At 68.6% G+C, this 15,271-nt stretch carries 15 protein-coding genes; 7 read left to right on the top strand and 8 right to left on the bottom strand.

From position 1 onward, the window contains the following. Positions 1-230 precede the first annotated feature (230 nt). The gene (locus B5Y19_RS15300) at positions 231-1,865 is read left to right on the top strand and encodes an SPOR domain-containing protein (protein ID WP_079591676.1); all 1,635 of its coding nucleotides are present in this window, start codon (positions 231-233) and stop codon (positions 1,863-1,865) included. A 55-nt stretch (positions 1,866-1,920) separates the two neighbouring features. Here B5Y19_RS15300 and B5Y19_RS15295 read toward each other — a convergent pair whose 3' ends face one another. Then, the gene (locus B5Y19_RS15295) at positions 1,921-2,640 is read right to left on the bottom strand and encodes a DnaJ domain-containing protein (RefSeq protein ID WP_055728451.1); all 720 of its coding nucleotides are present in this window, start codon (positions 2,638-2,640) and stop codon (positions 1,921-1,923) included. Next, entirely contained in the window at positions 2,637-3,377 is a 741-nt protein-coding gene (locus tag B5Y19_RS15290; RefSeq protein WP_055728452.1) for a hypothetical protein, read from the bottom strand. The genes B5Y19_RS15295 and B5Y19_RS15290 overlap by 4 nt, the downstream gene beginning before the upstream one ends. A gap of 93 nt (positions 3,378-3,470) precedes the next feature. Here B5Y19_RS15290 and panC point away from each other — a divergent pair, with 93 nt between their 5' ends. Both panC and B5Y19_RS15280 read left to right on the top strand, forming a co-directional pair. Then, complete coding sequence (panC, locus tag B5Y19_RS15285) at positions 3,471-4,319, top strand: pantoate--beta-alanine ligase (protein ID WP_280174385.1); 849 nt, start codon at positions 3,471-3,473, stop codon at positions 4,317-4,319. A 145-nt stretch (positions 4,320-4,464) separates the two neighbouring features. Continuing rightward, positions 4,465-5,553: a linear amide C-N hydrolase gene (locus B5Y19_RS15280; protein WP_079591698.1), complete on the top strand. Its 1,089-nt coding sequence runs from the start codon at positions 4,465-4,467 to the stop codon at positions 5,551-5,553. 112 nt (positions 5,554-5,665) lie between these two features. On the opposite strand, the gene B5Y19_RS15275 is transcribed toward B5Y19_RS15280, so the two are convergent. Continuing rightward, positions 5,666-6,103, bottom strand: coding sequence for a DUF1489 family protein (locus B5Y19_RS15275; protein ID WP_055728454.1), 438 nt, complete (start codon positions 6,101-6,103; stop codon positions 5,666-5,668). A 64-nt stretch (positions 6,104-6,167) separates the two neighbouring features. Next, positions 6,168-6,524 carry a VOC family protein gene (locus B5Y19_RS15270; RefSeq protein WP_055728455.1) on the bottom strand — a complete coding sequence of 119 codons (357 nt, stop codon included), beginning with the start codon at positions 6,522-6,524 and terminating at the stop codon, positions 6,168-6,170. A 33-nt stretch (positions 6,525-6,557) separates the two neighbouring features. Here B5Y19_RS15270 and B5Y19_RS15265 point away from each other — a divergent pair, with 33 nt between their 5' ends. Both B5Y19_RS15265 and B5Y19_RS15260 read left to right on the top strand, forming a co-directional pair. Beyond that, a complete protein-coding gene (locus B5Y19_RS15265; protein ID WP_055728456.1) occupies positions 6,558-7,325 on the top strand; it encodes an SDR family NAD(P)-dependent oxidoreductase in 768 nt (255 codons plus the stop codon). Beyond that, on the top strand, positions 7,322-8,167 hold the full coding sequence (locus tag B5Y19_RS15260; RefSeq protein ID WP_055728457.1) for an aminoglycoside phosphotransferase family protein: 846 nt from the start codon (positions 7,322-7,324) through the stop codon (positions 8,165-8,167). The genes B5Y19_RS15265 and B5Y19_RS15260 overlap by 4 nt, the downstream gene beginning before the upstream one ends. 154 nt (positions 8,168-8,321) lie before the next feature. Here B5Y19_RS15260 and B5Y19_RS15255 read toward each other — a convergent pair whose 3' ends face one another. The 3 genes from B5Y19_RS15255 to B5Y19_RS15245 form a co-directional block, all read right to left on the bottom strand. Continuing rightward, positions 8,322-10,307, bottom strand: coding sequence for an acetyl-CoA carboxylase biotin carboxylase subunit (locus tag B5Y19_RS15255; RefSeq protein ID WP_079591697.1), 1,986 nt, complete (start codon positions 10,305-10,307; stop codon positions 8,322-8,324). Positions 10,308-10,598: 291 nt separating this feature from the next. Continuing rightward, entirely contained in the window at positions 10,599-11,240 is a 642-nt protein-coding gene (locus B5Y19_RS15250; RefSeq protein WP_055728459.1) for a cation efflux transmembrane domain-containing protein, read from the bottom strand. Between the two features lie 109 nt (positions 11,241-11,349). Continuing rightward, on the bottom strand, positions 11,350-12,111 hold the full coding sequence (locus B5Y19_RS15245; RefSeq protein ID WP_055728460.1) for an SDR family oxidoreductase: 762 nt from the start codon (positions 12,109-12,111) through the stop codon (positions 11,350-11,352). Between the two features lie 153 nt (positions 12,112-12,264). On the opposite strand from B5Y19_RS15245, the gene B5Y19_RS15240 reads away from it, so the two are divergent. Then, positions 12,265-13,350: a Kelch repeat-containing protein gene (locus B5Y19_RS15240; RefSeq protein WP_079591675.1), complete on the top strand. Its 1,086-nt coding sequence runs from the start codon at positions 12,265-12,267 to the stop codon at positions 13,348-13,350. Between the two features lie 10 nt (positions 13,351-13,360). Here B5Y19_RS15240 and B5Y19_RS15235 read toward each other — a convergent pair whose 3' ends face one another. Further along, positions 13,361-13,810, bottom strand: coding sequence for a winged helix-turn-helix transcriptional regulator (locus tag B5Y19_RS15235; protein ID WP_055728461.1), 450 nt, complete (start codon positions 13,808-13,810; stop codon positions 13,361-13,363). A gap of 116 nt (positions 13,811-13,926) precedes the next feature. Here B5Y19_RS15235 and B5Y19_RS15230 point away from each other — a divergent pair, with 116 nt between their 5' ends. After that, entirely contained in the window at positions 13,927-15,222 is a 1,296-nt protein-coding gene (locus B5Y19_RS15230) for an MFS transporter (protein ID WP_055728462.1), read from the top strand. Positions 15,223-15,271: the final 49 nt, after the last annotated feature.

Genomic DNA, 15,271 nt, shown 5'->3' with positions numbered 1-15,271 from the left:
CAAAGGTCGTATGAAGGAGATCACCACCGGGGACTGCCGACATATTGTGCAACGCAACATGAATGTCAAGAGAACGCTGCATTGCATCAAACGCAGATCGTTCCGGTCGCAACCGTTCAAGTTTTAACGGCTCCGTAACCGCATCCACCTAACCTCCCCTCACTGTGTCCTGCGCGCCACGAGGAGCCGGCCGTGGGACAGAACCGACAGTACGAGTTCGAGGCGGGTAAATGGTTCTGGGTTGCGTTGGGTTGCGGCGGCCGCGTCTGCGGGTCGTCATTGGGCTGATCGGCGTCGCCGCGGTCGCGGCCACGATCGCATCTTCGCCGGCCGAGGCGCGCAAGCGCCGGGCCCATTCCGGCGGTGGCTACACGCCGCCCTATGCCGCCATGGTGGTCGACGCCAAGACTGGCCGGACGCTGCATGCGGTCAACGAGGATGCGGCGCGCATCCCGGCCTCCCTCACCAAGGTCATGACGCTCTATATGCTGTTCGAGCAGATGGAGCGCGGCCGCTTCTCGATGGATTCCGAGCTCAGGGTCTCGTCCTACGCGGCCTCGCAGCCGCCGACAAAGCTCGGCCTGCGGGCGGGCTCGACCATCTCGGTCGAGGACGCCATCAAGAGCATGATCACCCTCTCGGCCAACGATTCCTCCGTGGTCGTCGCCGAGAACATCGCGGGCTCCGAGGAGGCCTTCGCCGAGCAGATGACGCGCAAGGCGCGTTCGCTCGGCATGGGCTCGACGCGGTTCTACAACCCGCACGGCCTGCCGCATTCCCCGCCGAACCTGACGACCGCGCGCGACCTCACCATCCTCGCCCGCGCCATCCAGGAACGCTTCCCGAAATACTACCCGCTGTTCTCGATGCGGGCCTTCCAGTACGGCAGCCGCACCATCCGCGGCCATAACCGCCTGCTCGGCAAGGTCGAGGGCGTCGATGGCATCAAGACCGGCTACACCCGCGCCTCCGGCTTCAACCTGATGACCTCGGCCAAGTCGGAAGGCCGGCATGTCGTCTCGGTCGTGCTCGGCGGCCGCTCCGGCGCCTCGCGCGACAAGATCATGACCGATCTGGTGCTCGCCAGCCTGCCGCGTGCCTCCACCAGCGGCCGTTCCTCGGTCATGGTCGCCGAAGCGCCCGAGCCCGAGCCGCGCCCGCGTCCGGAAGAGCGCCCGCGCGTCGCTGCGGCCGAGCCGGCGCCGATGCCGGTGCCGCGCCCGGAAGCCATGGCCGACGCGCCGCTGCCGGCCGCCGCCCGGGCCTATGCTCCGATGCCGACCACCACTCCGATCGCGCCGCCGCGCCCGGTCGCCGCCGGCGGCCAGCCGCTCCAGCTCTCCGGCATGCGGCCGGTCGCCGCCACCACCACCCCCTCGGCCATGCGCTGGTCGATCGGCGCCCAGCCGTCCGACGCCAAGGTGCTGCGCCCGCCGGCGAATGTCGACGTCACCTCCTCGATCGCCAAGGCGCCCGAGCCCGAGCCCGCCGCCGAGCCGGTGAAGGTCGCCGAAGCCCCCGCCGCGAGCGTCCAGCGCAAGGTCGAGGTCGTTCCGGCCAAGGTGCAGGCGCCCGAGCCGGCCCGCGCCGTGTCCCATCAGGCGGCCGTGGTCGCCTCCGGGAAATGGGTGATCCAGCTCGGCGCCACCGATGACGAGGGCAAGGCCAAGGAAATCCTCGCCCGCGCCCGTGCCAAGGCTTCCGGCTCGCTCGCCAGCGCCTCGCCCTTCACCGAGAAGGTCGAGAAGGGCGGCTCCACGCTCTTCCGCGCCCGCTTCGCCGGCTTCGACGACTCGAAGGACGCGCAGAACGCCTGCGCCCAGCTGAAGCGCGGCGGCTTCTCCTGCTTCGCCACCCGCAGCTGACCAGCCAGGGAAAGGAGTTCACGACATGTCGCAGACGCCCTACCCCAGCCCGTCGCTATCGCTGCTTCACCAGGACGTCCTTGGCCTGGTTGACGCGAGCGGCAAGGCCGCTGGTGCCCCCGGCATCCGGATGGATGCGCTTCATCAGAGCCCGGTGGGCTTCGCGGACCGCGTCCTCGCTCGCCCCCGGCTGAAGCCCCAGGATCTCGTAGGCCTCCTGCTCCGTCATCGCGCCCGCGCCCGGCGCGCCGCCCTTCCGCGCGTCGCCGTCACGCTGTGCGTCTTCACGCCAGCCGGGCGACCGGCGGTCGAGATATGCCTCTAGCAGCCGGGCTCCGTCAGGATCCCGCGCCAGACATTCGCGCATCAGCGCGGCAAGTTCGGCCATGCCCAGGCTGTCGAGGGCACGCCCGGCCAGCGCGCCGGCCTTGACCCGGCCGGTCATGGCGCCGCTGTCGTGGTCGAGCTCCATCTCCAGCAGCACCGACCCGACCTGGGAGGTCGCCCCCGCCGCCGGCCCGGCGCGATCGGCCCAGGGGAAGCGGATGCCGCCCGGCCCTGTCGCGCTCCAGCCCAGGAGCCAGGCGCCGATGCCGCCGAGGAAGATCGCCATGTCCATCCGGCCGCGCAGCATCAGCAGCCCCGCCACGCCGAGCGAGGCGACGCCGCCGACCGTCTTCGCCAGCCGCGCCAGCACCTTGGGGTTGGCGCCCGCGAACAGCTTCGCCAGCCACCAGACCAGGATCAGTACGGCAACGCCGTAAAGCAGGCTCACTTGCGCTCCCCATCCATCGCCGCGATCAGCCCCTTGACCGCCGGGCTCGCCCCGGCGAGCCGCAGCATCGCCTCGCGCCCGCCGGCGGCGTAGGCGGCAGCGCCGCGCAGGAGTTCCAGCAGCGAGGCGGGCGCGCCGACATCGAAGCGCGCATGCGCCCCGCCGGTCAGCCGCGCGATCGTCGCGAAGGCGGCACTCGCCGCGGGATCGAACCCTTCCTGGAAGACGAAGCCCCGAATGCCGCGCAGGCCGAGTTCGCCCGCCAGCGCCGCCAGCGCGTCGACGTCCTCCTCCATCGCATCGCCGACGAAGACGAAGGCGCGCAGCGGCACCGCCTTCGCCTCGTCGCGGACATGCCGCAGCACACGGGCGATCTGCGTCTGGCCGCCCTCGCAGGCGATCCGGCTCATCAGCCCCTTCAGCCGCTCGGGCTCGCCGATCCAACCCGAAGCGCGGCATTCGCCGAGCCCCCTGAAATAGACGAGTTGCACCGCAAGGCCGCCGCTCTGCCCCGCCACCTCGAACATCCGGCCCTGCAGCGAGCAGGCGAGATCCCAGCTCGGCTGCCGGCTCATCGTGGCGTCGAGCGCAAAGACGAGGCGGCCCGCCTGCCCGGAAGCGAAAGGCGCAAGGCGTTTCGCCGCTCCCAGGAAGCGGTCGATCTCGCCCGGCTGTGAATGCCCTGCCGGCGTGGTCGCGGCGGCCTTGCCGACAGCGCGATCGTTCTTGTCGCTCATCAACCCATCGATCCGGCTGAATCGTTCCCTTCGTCCTGATATTGGCCATCGCGACCGCATTTGCTACCCGTCGCCCAAACGGAGGACGGGACAGTGGCTGGGATCACGGTTTTCGAGACGGTCGCCGCGATGCGCGAAGCCGTCGCCGGCTGGCATGCCGCCGGCGAGGAGGTGGCGCTGGTGCCGACCATGGGCGCGCTGCACGAGGGCCATATCGCGCTGGTGACGGAGGGACGGCGCCAGGCGAAGCGCGTCATCGTCTCGATCTTCGTCAACCCGACGCAATTCGCCCCGCATGAGGATTTCAAGAAATACCCGCGCACCTTCGACGACGATTGCGCCAAGCTCGTCGCCGCCGGCGCCGACGCCGTCTTCTTCCCGCCGGTCGAGGCGATGTATCCGCCCGGCTTCGCCACGCGCGTGCTGCTGCTGGGTCCGGCCGCCGTCGGGCTGGAGGATCGCTTCCGGCCGACCCATTTCGAGGGCGTCGCGACGATCTGCTGCAAGCTCTTCACGCAGTCGCGCGCCGATTGCGCCATCTTCGGCGAGAAGGACTACCAGCAGCTCAAGGTCGTGACCCGCATGGCTGGCGATCTCGACCTCGGCATCCGCATCGTCCCGCTGGCGACGATTCGCGAGGCCGACGGTCTCGCCATGTCCTCGCGCAACCGCTACCTCTCGGCCGAGCACCGGGCGCTGGCGCCGACGCTCCACCGGGTCATGCAGGATCTGGCGGCCCGCATCCGCAACGAGGAGCCGCTTCTCGAAGCGGTCACGCAGGCTCAGAACGAGATCATCACGGCGGGCTTCGAGCTCGACTATCTCGAAGCCCGCCACGCCGAGACGCTCGCGCATGTCACCGCCCTGACGGACGGCCCGATGCGCCTGCTGATCGCCGCCCGCATCGGCGGCACCCGCCTGCTCGACAATATCGCGGTCTGATCGGCCGCTCCTCGGTACGGTCGTCGCGACACGGGCGATTGCCGCACCAGACAGACATCGTAAGCTGGCCGCGGCCAACCGGCCCGCCGGCAAAGCAACCCCTGGCGGCGACCTTCGTCGTCGAGCCGATAGAGAGCAGCGGATGATGCGAGCAGGATCTGGAACGCGCGGCCGAAAGTCGCTTTTGCACCGGGGCGCGGCCATCCTCCTTGCCGGCACCCTTCTGGCCAGCTCCGCCGCGCAGGCCTGCACCCGGTTCGTCTATTTCGGCGCGAACGGCAGCGTGATCACGGCGCGCTCGATGGATTGGAAGAGCGACATCGCCACCAATCTCTGGATCCTGCCGCGCGGCATCGAGCGCACCGGCGAAACCGGCGCCAACACCGTGCGCTGGACGGCGAAATACGGCAGCGTGATCGCCTCCGCCTACGACATCGCGACCAGCGACGGCGTCAACGATGCGGGGCTGTCGGCCAACCTGCTCTGGCTGGTCGAATCCCAGTATCCCCGCTTCGAGGCCGGCTCGAAACCGGGGCTGAGCATCTCGCTCTGGGCCCAGTATGTGCTCGACAACTTCGCCACGGTGGGCGAGGCCGTCGCCGCCTTGCGCGAGGAACCCTTCACCCTCGTCACAGACATGATGCCGGGCGAGGACCGTCTCGCCACCGTCCACCTCTCGCTCTCCGACGCGACCGGCGACAGCGCCATCATCGAATATGTCGGAGGCAGGCAGGTCATCCATCACGACCGCGCCTATCAGGTCATGACCAACTCGCCGACCTTCGACAAGCAGCTCGCGCTGGCCGAGTATTGGAAGCAGATCGGCGGCACCGTCATGCTGCCCGGCACCAACCGCGCTTCCGACCGTTTCGTGCGGGCCTCGTTCTATGCGAACGCCATCCCGAAGGATCCGGATCCGAACCGCGCCGTCGCCAGCGTCTTCAGCGTCATCCGCAACGTTTCGGTGCCCTATGGGCTGACGACGCCCGACCAGCCCAACATCTCCTCGACGCGCTGGCGCATCGTCTTCGACCACGCCCGCAAGCTCTACTTCTTCGAGTCGGCCCTGACGCCCAATACCTTTTGGGTCGACCTCAAGAAGATCGACTTCTCGCCTGCGGGCGGCGCGCGCAAGCTCGATCTCGGCAAGGATCAGGACCACACCTATTCGGGCGATGCGACCGGCAGCTTCGTCCCCGCCAAGCCCTTCGCCTTCCTGGGCCTGAAGGGGTAGAGCATTCTCGAGCGAAACGGGCGCCGGTTCACCGGAAGAAAATGCGGTAAAACAACGGCCTAAAGCAGTTCCATCATTCGAGGAAACACGGAATTGCTCTGGAGCGCGCCGCTTACAGCAGCCCGAGTCCCGCCAGCTCCCGCCGCAGCTGCTCCGGCATCTCGCCCAGATCGCCGCCATGCTCGGACAGGTCACGCGGCGCGTCCTTCGCCTGCAGGTAGCGCCAGCCCTGGAACGGCCGGAACGGGCGCGGTTCGACCGCGACCACCACCGGCTCCATCACGAGATGGCAGCGCCCGATCCCGTCCGCATCGGTGAAGGGGCGGATGTCGGTGAGCCGCTGGCGTGCCGCGATCTGCCCCTTGATCACCCAGTAGAGCGAACCGCCATCGAGGATCTCCCCGACCTTCTTCGGCACCATGCGGGTGGTGTGGAGCTGCTCGATCGGCTCTCCGCGCGCGAGGCGCTGCGCTATGCGTTGCGCGATCCATTCCTCCAGATCGGAGATCGATTCGGCGCCGACGCAGAGCTTGAGCAGATGGAGGGACATGGCGGCAAAATAGGCCTCGGCGGGCGCGCAGGCCAGCCATGGCCGCGCTTCTCCACAACCCGGCTCAGTGGCCATGCGACAGGATGTTTACCAGCCGCCCGAACGGATCGCGCAGGAAGAAGCGCCGCACGCCCCAGGGCTCCTCTGCCGGCCCGTATTCGATGGCGAGCCCGGCGGCGCGAACCCTGTCCAATACCGCGTCGAGATCGTCGACCTCGATCGAGAGATCGGGCACCGGCGTGCCTGCGCCGCCCTCGCTGGCGAAGCTGAGCTGCGGCCCGGCCGGATCGCCGCCGGCCGCATAGGTCTGGATCCAGCCATGATCCATGACGGGGTGCATGTCGAGAATGCTGCCGTAGAAGGCTTTTGCCAGCCCCGGTTCGGCAGTTAGCATGTTCGCCACGATACGCTTCACCGTCATGCTCACTTCCCAGGCGGATTACGGACGATCATCATGCGCGGACTCGCAGGCAAGGCCATCCTCGTCACCGGCTCCTCCACCGGCATCGGCTATGCGATGGCCGAAAGGCTGGTCGCCGAGGGAGCCAAAGTGCTGATCCACGGGCGCGACCGCGGCGAGGTCGACGCCGCCGTCGCCCGCCTCGGCCCGGCGACGGCCGGCGCGACCGGTGACCTCGCCGAACCCGAGACGGCGCAGGCCATCGTCGATGCCACCCTCGCCGCCTTCGGCCGCATCGACGGCCTCGTCAACAATGCCGGCATCTATCCGCGCGGCATCCTGGGCGAGACCACCGCCGCCTTCTTCGACCACATGTTCGCGATCAACACCCGCGCGCCACTGCTCTGCGCCGAAGCGGCGATCCGCGCCTTCCGCGCCTGGAAATCGCCCGGCGCCATCGTCACCGTCGGCTCGATCAACGCCTATTGCGGCCTCTCGAACCTCACGGTTTATTCGATGTCGAAGGGTGCGCTGATGACGATGACGCGCAACCTCGCCAACACGCTCGGCCCCGAGCGCATCCGCGCCAATCAGCTCAATGTCGGCTGGACCTGGACCGCCAACGAGGATGCGACCCAGCAGCGCGAGGGCCAGCCGCCCGGCTGGCAGAACCATGTGCCGCTCCGCCACGCCCCGACCGGCCGCATCATGCAGCCGGAGGAGATCGCCGCCCACACCGCCTTCTGGCTATCGGACGACAGCGCCCCGGTTTCTGGCCAGATCTACGAGGCCGAGCAGTTCCCGGTGATCGGCCGCGGATGAGCCAGATCTCCCTCGGGCCGTTCGAGCCCTGGCTGGCACGCTGGCACCTCGTGCCGGACGGCCCCCCGTTCAGGACCCATGCCAGCCGCCTGCTGCCCGTCCTGCAAGGCGGCGCACCTGCCATGCTGAAGCTGCCGGAAGCGGAGGATGAGCGCCTCGGCTACCGCCTGCTCGCCTGGTGGGGCGGCGACGGCGCCGCCCGCCTGATCGCGCAGGCCGGCGAAGGCAGCGCGATGCTGATCGAGCGCGCCACCGGCCCGGTCTCGCTTTCGGCCATGGCCCGCAGCGGCGCCAAGGGCGACGACGAAGCGACCGCTATCCTCTGTGATGCTATTGCAGGGCTAGAGAAGCCGCGTGGCCCGGCTCCCAACGGGCTGATCCCGCTCGAAACCTGGTTCAAGGACCTGTTTCCGACGGCGGCGAAGCATGGTGGCTTGCTCGCCCGCGCCGCGACGGAGGCAAACACGCTGTTGCCCGCGCAGCAGGACATCCTGCCACTCCATGCCGACCTGCATCACGACAACGTTCTCGATTTCGAGAGCCGCGGCTGGCTCGCCATCGACCCGAAATGCGTCCTGGGCGACCGTGCCTTCGAATACACGATCCTGTTCTGTGATCCCGACCTCGCCGACCCCGAACCAGCGGTCGCGGTCGCGCCCGGCGCCTTCGAGCGCCGGCTGGAGATCGTGCTGGCGAAATCCGGGCTGGAACGTCAGCGACTTCTGCGCTGGATCATCGCCTGGTGCGGGTTGTCGGCGAGTTGGTTTCTGGAAGACGACGACCCGCTGGCGGAGATCAATCTGACAATCCTGGGGAAGGCGGCAGCAGCTCTCGACGTATAGCGCGCCGTCATGCTCGCCCTTGTTGCGAGCATCCACGTCTTGAACACGGCCTTCGACCAGCGAAGACGTGGATGGTCGGGACAAGCCCGACCATGACGAAACCGGCTTGAATCAATCTCTCGACAATCGCCCGCAAGCGATTCCGCCGATTCGACTATTCCCCCAGCACGACGACCTTCGCGCCTTCCGCGACCTGCATGCCGGGCTCGCCTGCGACCTCGCTGACCGTGCCGTCGCGCGGAGCGGTCAGCACATGCTCCATCTTCATCGCCTCGACGATGGCAAGGCGCTGGCCCTTGGTCACGGCCTCGCCCGGCGCCACGAAGACCGCCACGAGCTTGCCGTGCATCGGCGCCTTGACCACACCACCGGAGCCTGAGGTGGCGTCCAAATCCACCGTGAAGGGGTCGAACAGGGCCACGGCCGTCTGCCGGCCGCGATGCAGCGCGAACCAGGTGCCGCCTTCCCCCTCGGCAAGGGCAACTTCGTGCTCGCCCTCCCCGATCTCATGACCCGGCAGGCTGACGCGCGCATCATCGCCATGCCATTCGATCTGCGCCTCAACGCGCTCGCCGTCGACCAGGAGCGGCAGGCCGAGCGGCTGGCGCGGCATCAACGAGAAGGCATCGGGATCGAGCCAGGGCGAGCGCGTCTCGCCTTCGGCCCGGCCCGCTGCCGCGATCATGCCGGCCTCCTGCCGCTCTTCCTCGAGCTGCAGGGCTGCGGCTGCGACGGCGGCAGCGTCGAGCGGCTGCGGCTCGGCCCCGAGCGCGCTGATGTTGCGATCGATGAAGCCGGTGTCGAACGGCCCCTTCCGGAAGCCTTCCGCCTCGGTCAGCTTCTTCAGGAAGGCGAGATTGGTGCGCGGGCCGGCGACGATGGCCTCGCCCAGCGCCACACCGAGCCGGTCGAGCGCCTCGTCGCGCGTGGCGCCATGGGCGATCACCTTGGCGATCATCGGGTCGTAGAACGGCGTCACCGTATCGCCGGCCTCGACGCCCGTATCGATGCGGATACCCTCGCCATGCGGAAAGCTCAGCGCCCAGAGCTTGCCGGTCGAGGGCAGGAAGCCCTTTTCGGGGTCCTCGGCGTAAAGCCTAGCCTCGACGGCATGGCCCGTCGCCGTGACGTCCTCCTGCGTGAAGCCGAGCGGCTCGCCTGCCGCGACCTTGAGCTGCAGTTCGACGAGGTCGAGCCCGGTGATCGCCTCCGTCACCGGATGCTCGACCTGGAGGCGCGTGTTCATCTCCATGAAATAGAAGCGGTCGGCGCGCAGGCCGTCGCGGCCATCGGCGATGAACTCGACGGTCCCGGCGCCGACATAGCCGACGGCCTTGGCGGCTTCCGTCGCAGCCCTGCCCATGGCGGAGCGGACATCCGCGCTCATGCCCGGTGCCGGCGCCTCTTCGATCACCTTCTGGTGGCGCCGTTGCAGCGAGCAATCGCGCTCGTAGAGGTGGACGACATTGCCGTGGCTGTCGCCGAAGATCTGGATTTCGACATGGCGCGGCGAGAGCACGTATTTCTCGACCAGCACGCGGGCATCGCCGAAGGCGTTCTGCGCCTCGCGCTGGGCGCTGGTCAGGGCGTCCCCGAAATCCGCCGCCTTGTCGACCTTCTTCATGCCCTTGCCGCCGCCGCCGGCGACCGCCTTGATCAGCACGGGATAGCCGATGCGCTCCGCTTCCGTGGCGAGGAAGTCGGCATCCTGCTCGGCGCCATGATAGCCCGGCACCACCGGCACGCTCGCCTTCTCGACGAGTGCCTTGGCCGCGTCCTTCAGGCCCATCGCGCGGATGGCGGAAGCCGGCGGCCCGACGAAGACGATGCCCGCCGCGGCGCAGGCATCGGCGAATTCGGCATTCTCGGAAAGGAAGCCGTAGCCGGGATGGATGCAGGCGGCTCCAGCCTCCTTCGCCACGGCGAGGATCTTGGCAGCGTCGAGATAGCTCTCACGAGCGGGCGCCGGGCCGATGCGATAGGCCTCGTCCGCCATCTGCACGAACAGCGCCTCGGCATCGGCGTCCGAATAGACGGCGATGGTGCGCAGGCCGAGCCGCTTCGCGGTGCGGATGACCCGGCAGGCGATCTCGCCGCGATTGGCGATCAGGATGGAGGGCAGCTTGGCGGCGATCGTCATGGAGGTCCCCAACGTCCGGCTGTCGTCCCCGCGAGCCCTCATCCTGAGGAGCAAGCGAAGCTTGCGTCTCGAAGGATGCTCCAGAGGTTCCGGAGCTTCCTGGAGCATCCTTCGAGACGCTCACGCGGCTCCTCAGGATGAGGGCTCAAGGGACATCGCCAGCGGGGCCGTCCCACGAGACCATCGCCTTTATAGCTCGCCCATTCGCCCTGTCTGCGCCTTGTTGCGCAAACCGGTTTGCGCTGGTTCCGAAACCGCGCGCCGTGCCGGCCCAGCGGACGATCTCGCCTGTCAGCCTGTCGCGACCTGCTCCGGCCCGGCGCGCAACGAGCGCCAGATCGCCCAGGTCGCTTGGAAGGCGAGCCCGGCAACGAAGAGGTCGAAGAGATATTCCGGCCAGCGCACCGGCGCGACGCGCGCGGCGAGCCCGACCAGCGCGAAGCCGGTCGTGGAGATCGCGTCGTTGCGGCTCGACAGCCAGGTCGCCTTGATCACCGGATTGGCCTCGCGCCGGAAGCGCCAGAGCGCGGCGATCACCAGGAGCGCGATGACGATCGCGCTGGCCGCCGCGAAGCCCAGCGTCCAGATCTCGATCGGTCGCGGCCGGACGATCTTGTCCCAGAGGTCATAGAGCGAGTGGAAGCCGGCGACCGCCATCACGGCACCGATCGCGACGGCCGCCAATCGCTCGGCCCGCGCATCGCGGCCGAAGACCAGCGCGGCGATGCCGTAGAGCGCGACATCGTAGACCCAGTCGACGCCGTCCTTGAACAGTTGCGTGTTGCCGATGGCGAGCGCCCAGGCGACGGTCGCCACCGCCTGGATCATGATGCCGAGCGCGATGCCCCAGATCGTCAGCGTATAGGCGCGGGCGACGGCGGGCTCTGTCTTGAGCGCTGCGGCAGCGTCAGGAGCATTCTCGATCGCCGCCATGCGGCCTCCCGTCATTCTCGGGCGCAGCGCAACGCAGACCCGAGAATCTCATCATCCATCTGGACGAGATGCCCGGGTCAAGCCCGGGCATGACGGAAGCGTCCTGCCCTCAGCCGCGCCCGACGAGCGGGGCCTTGGTCGCCATCACCGTGACGAACAGGATGTTGGCCTCGAGCGGCAGGCCCGCCATGTGCAGCACGGTGGTGGCGACGTTCTCGACATCCATCACCGCCTCGACCTTGATCGAGCCGTCGGCCTGCGGCACGCCGGTCGTCATCTTCCGCGCCATGTCGGTCAGGGCATTGCCGATATCGACCTGGCCGACGGCGATGTCGTATTTGCGCCCGTCGAGCGAGGCGGTCTTGGTCAGGCCGGAGATGGCGTGCTTGGTCGCCGTGTAGGCGGCGGAGTTCGGCCGCGGCACCTGCGCCGAAATCGAGCCGTTGTTGATGATGCGGCCGCCGCGCGGCTCCTGATCCTTCATCGCCTTGAAGGCGGCCTGCGTGCAGAGGAACGGGCCGGTCAGGTTGGTGTCGACCACCTTCTGCCAGTCCTCCAGCGAGAGGTCCTCCAGCAGCACGCCGCCCGGCGCGTTGACGCCGGCATTGTTGAACAGCACGTCGACCCGGCCGAAGGCCGCCTTGGTCTTCGCGAACAGGTTCTCGACCGAGGCCTTGTCGGTGACGTCGGTCGAGACTGCGAGCGCGCGGCCCTTGTCGACGCCGGAGAGCGCGATCGTCTCCTCCAGCGCATCCGCCCGGCGCCCGGCCAAAACGGTGCGGTATCCGTCCTTCAGGAAAGCGATGGCGACGGCGCGCCCCACGCCCGAGCCGGCACCGGTGATGATCGCGACCTTGTTATGCCCAGACATGCGCTTCCTCGTGTTTCCTGCGGCCTAAATCGTTTGAGATGGCGCTCGACCATAGCTGCATGCCCCCCTCGGGGGAACCATGGGGCAGCCGGCATTCCATGCGCTTGCCGCCCGCCATCCCTGCCTTATCGTTGTAGTCGGGAGGACGACGCGATGACCAGCCTGAACCGCCGCCACCTGATCGCGGCCGGCGCCGCCGTTCTGGCCGGGCCCGCCTTCGGCCAGCAGCCCGGCCACGAGCATCATGGCCCGCAATATGAGCGGCTGAACCAGCCCGGCCGGATCGAGAAGCCGGAGCTCGCCGCCACCCAGAACGTCTTCGATTCGCCGGCGCCCAAGGCCGCCGTGCCCGGCCGCTGGAGCACCAAGGCGCCGCTGCCGCTGCCCCGCTCCGAAATGGCCTGGGCGACGGCCTTCGAGGACAGGATGTATGTCGTCGGCGGCTATGGCGAGCAGCGCACCGACCGGGCCTATCATCACGTCTACGATGCCGAGGCCGACCAATGGAATGACGGAGCGCCTCTGCCCCAGGGCGCCAACCATGTCGGCGTCGCCTTCCTCGACGGCAAGCTCTACGCCATCGGCGGCTTCCTTGAGCAGAATCGCAAGCCGCATCCGCGCTGCTTCGTCTACGATCCCAAGGCCGATCGCTGGAGCGAGATCGCCTCGCTGCCGCGCCCGGCCGGCTCGACCGCCGTCGTCGGCCTCGGCGGCGTGCTGCATGTCATCGGCGGCGCCATCGGCGAGACCACCGAGACGAAGCGCTCGGTCGACTGGCACCTGGTCTATGACCCGAAGGCCGATCGCTGGTCCGAGCGCCGCCCCATGCCCACCGCCCGCGACCACACCGGCACGCTCGCCATCGGTCCGCTGATCCATGTCATCGGCGGACGGGTGGATTCCTTCCACACCAACTCCAACCTGCACCATGCCTACGATCCGGCGGCGGACAAATGGGCGATGCGCACGCCGCTGCCCACCGCCCGCTCGGGCCATGGCGCCGTGCTCTATCGCGGCAAGGTCTTCGTAATGGGCGGGGAAGGCACCAACCGCGTCTTCGGCCAGATGGAGGCCTATGACCCGGCCGCCGACAACTGGGAGCAGTTCGCGCCGATGCTGACGCCGCGCCACGGGCTCGGCGCCGCGCTGGTCGGCGACGCGATCCATGTCGCCGGCGGCGGCCCGATCATGGGCGGCGGCGTGCAGAGCGCCGTGCACGAGGCATTCTCGCTGGGCTGAGCCGGGGCGTTCAGTCCTCCGGGACCTTCAGGATGACCGCCTGATCCGGGCCGATCTCCCGGCCATCCTCCGTTCGGACGTCCAGCCGCACCGCCAGGCCGGTTTCGCGCTCGACCAGGCGCGAACGCTCCTCATCGGGCGCGAAGAGATGGCGCTCGCCGAACTGCCGCAGCGCGACCATCACGGGGAAGAGATCCTTCCCCACCTCCGTCAGGCGGTACTCCATGCGCGCCCGCCCCTCGCCGACGGGCACGGCCTCGAGAATGCCGCTCTGGACCAGCGTCTTCAACCGGTCGGTCAGGATGTTCTTGGCGATCCCGAGGCTCTTCTGGAACTCGCTGAAGCGGGTCATCCCGTCGAAGGCGTCGCGGACGATCAGCAGCGACCACCAGTCCCCGATCACGTCGAGTGAACGGGCGCTGGGGCAATAATCCCCGCTCAGGCTCTTGCGCGCGACCATCAGAGCCGCCTCGGCTCACTTGTCGTCAGCGGCAGAGTTTTTGGTTGCATGATAAAACCAATATCGTTACAGCTCAGCGCGGTTTCATTATAAAACCATTCCACCCGGAGTCTGCAATGAATCTGGATCAGGACGTGGCGCCACCCGGCGCCGCGAAGGCGGATGCTCGTCCTCGAAATCCAGCGGCCCTCGCCCCGCCGCCGCCTCTCCATGAACCCCTGCCGTCCCTGAACGGCCGCACCACCCTCTTGTTCGCCGTCGCCAGCGGGCTTGCGGTGGCGAACGCCTACTTTGCCCATCCGCTGCTCGACGTGATGGCCGACGATCTCGGCCTGTCCCGCACCATCGCCGGCTTGATCGTGGGCGCAACGCAGCTCGGCTATGGGCTCGGCCTGCTTCTCCTCGTGCCACTCGGCGACCTCCTGGACCGCCGCAAGCTCATCGTCGGGCAATCCATGCTCTCCGTGCTGGCGCTCGCCGTCGTCGGCGTCTCGCAATCGGCCGCGATGCTGCTCGGCGCGATGGCGGCGGTCGGGCTTCTGGCAGTGGTGACGCAGGCCCTCGTCGCCTATGCGGCCAGCCTGGCGCGCCCTTCCGAGCGCGGCCACGTCGTCGGCATCGTCACCGGCGGCATCGTGATCGGCATATTGCTGGCGCGCACGGTCGCCGGCGCCCTCACCGATCTCTCCGGTTGGCGAACGGTCTATTTCGCCTCCGCGATCCTGACGCTCCTGATCGCGCTGCTGCTTTGGGCGATGCTGCCACGGCAGGAGCGGCGGCCTGCGAGCCTGTCCTATGGGCGCCTGATCGCTTCGCTCGTCACCCTGGTCGTCGAAGAGCCGGTTCTGCGCATCCGCGGCGTCATCGCCATGCTGATCTTCGCGAACATCACGACGCTGCTCGCGCCGCTCGTCCTGCCGCTGAGCGCGCCGCCCTTCTCCCTCTCTCATACGCAGATCGGCCTGTTCGGCCTGGCCGGGGCAGCGGGTGCCCTCGGCGCGACCCGGGCGGGGCGCTGGACCGACCGCGGCCACGGCCAGCGCACGACCGGCATCGCGCTCGGGCTGATGCTGCTGGCCTGGCCGGTGATGGCCCTGCTCGACCGCTCGATCCTGTGGCTGATCGCCGGCGTACTGATCATCGATTTCGGCCTGCAGGCCGTCCATGTCACCAACCAGGCCATGATCTACCGGGTCCGGCCGGAGGCGCAGAACCGGCTGACGGCGGCCTATATGGTCTTCTACTCGATCGGCAGCGCCACCGGCTCGTCGATTTCCACCGTCGCCTACGCCCGTGCCGGCTGGACAGGCGTCTGCGCCCTGGGCGCCGCGATCAGCCTGCTCACGCTGCTCTTCTGGACCGCGACGCTGAAGGCAACGCCGGCCGCGGCCACGATGCGGCTCAAGGCGTGACGAGCGGAAGCAGCGGCGGCTGGCGGCTCGTCGCGCCGGGCGACAGGCG

This window comes from Allobosea thiooxidans, assembly GCF_900168195.1.
Classification (GTDB): Bacteria; Pseudomonadota; Alphaproteobacteria; order Rhizobiales; family Beijerinckiaceae; genus Allobosea; species Allobosea thiooxidans.
This window is presented reverse-complemented; position numbering and strand designations above follow the sequence as displayed.

Coding starts and splice junctions, on each gene's coding strand:
- B5Y19_RS15255 (WP_079591697.1), bottom strand. CDS start 10,307: ATGACGATCGCCGCCAAGCTGCCCTCCATCCTGATCGCCAATCGCGGC.
- B5Y19_RS15300 (WP_079591676.1), top strand. CDS start 231: ATGGTTCTGGGTTGCGTTGGGTTGCGGCGGCCGCGTCTGCGGGTCGTC.
- B5Y19_RS15260 (WP_055728457.1), top strand. CDS start 7,322: ATGAGCCAGATCTCCCTCGGGCCGTTCGAGCCCTGGCTGGCACGCTGG.
- B5Y19_RS15275 (WP_055728454.1), bottom strand. CDS start 6,103: ATGTCCCTCCATCTGCTCAAGCTCTGCGTCGGCGCCGAATCGATCTCC.
- B5Y19_RS15240 (WP_079591675.1), top strand. CDS start 12,265: ATGACCAGCCTGAACCGCCGCCACCTGATCGCGGCCGGCGCCGCCGTT.
- B5Y19_RS15290 (WP_055728452.1), bottom strand. CDS start 3,377: ATGAGCGACAAGAACGATCGCGCTGTCGGCAAGGCCGCCGCGACCACG.
- B5Y19_RS15245 (WP_055728460.1), bottom strand. CDS start 12,111: ATGTCTGGGCATAACAAGGTCGCGATCATCACCGGTGCCGGCTCGGGC.
- B5Y19_RS15280 (WP_079591698.1), top strand. CDS start 4,465: ATGCGAGCAGGATCTGGAACGCGCGGCCGAAAGTCGCTTTTGCACCGG.
- B5Y19_RS15235 (WP_055728461.1), bottom strand. CDS start 13,810: ATGGTCGCGCGCAAGAGCCTGAGCGGGGATTATTGCCCCAGCGCCCGT.
- B5Y19_RS15265 (WP_055728456.1), top strand. CDS start 6,558: ATGCGCGGACTCGCAGGCAAGGCCATCCTCGTCACCGGCTCCTCCACC.
- B5Y19_RS15230 (WP_055728462.1), top strand. CDS start 13,927: ATGAATCTGGATCAGGACGTGGCGCCACCCGGCGCCGCGAAGGCGGAT.
- B5Y19_RS15270 (WP_055728455.1), bottom strand. CDS start 6,524: ATGACGGTGAAGCGTATCGTGGCGAACATGCTAACTGCCGAACCGGGG.
- B5Y19_RS15250 (WP_055728459.1), bottom strand. CDS start 11,240: ATGGCGGCGATCGAGAATGCTCCTGACGCTGCCGCAGCGCTCAAGACA.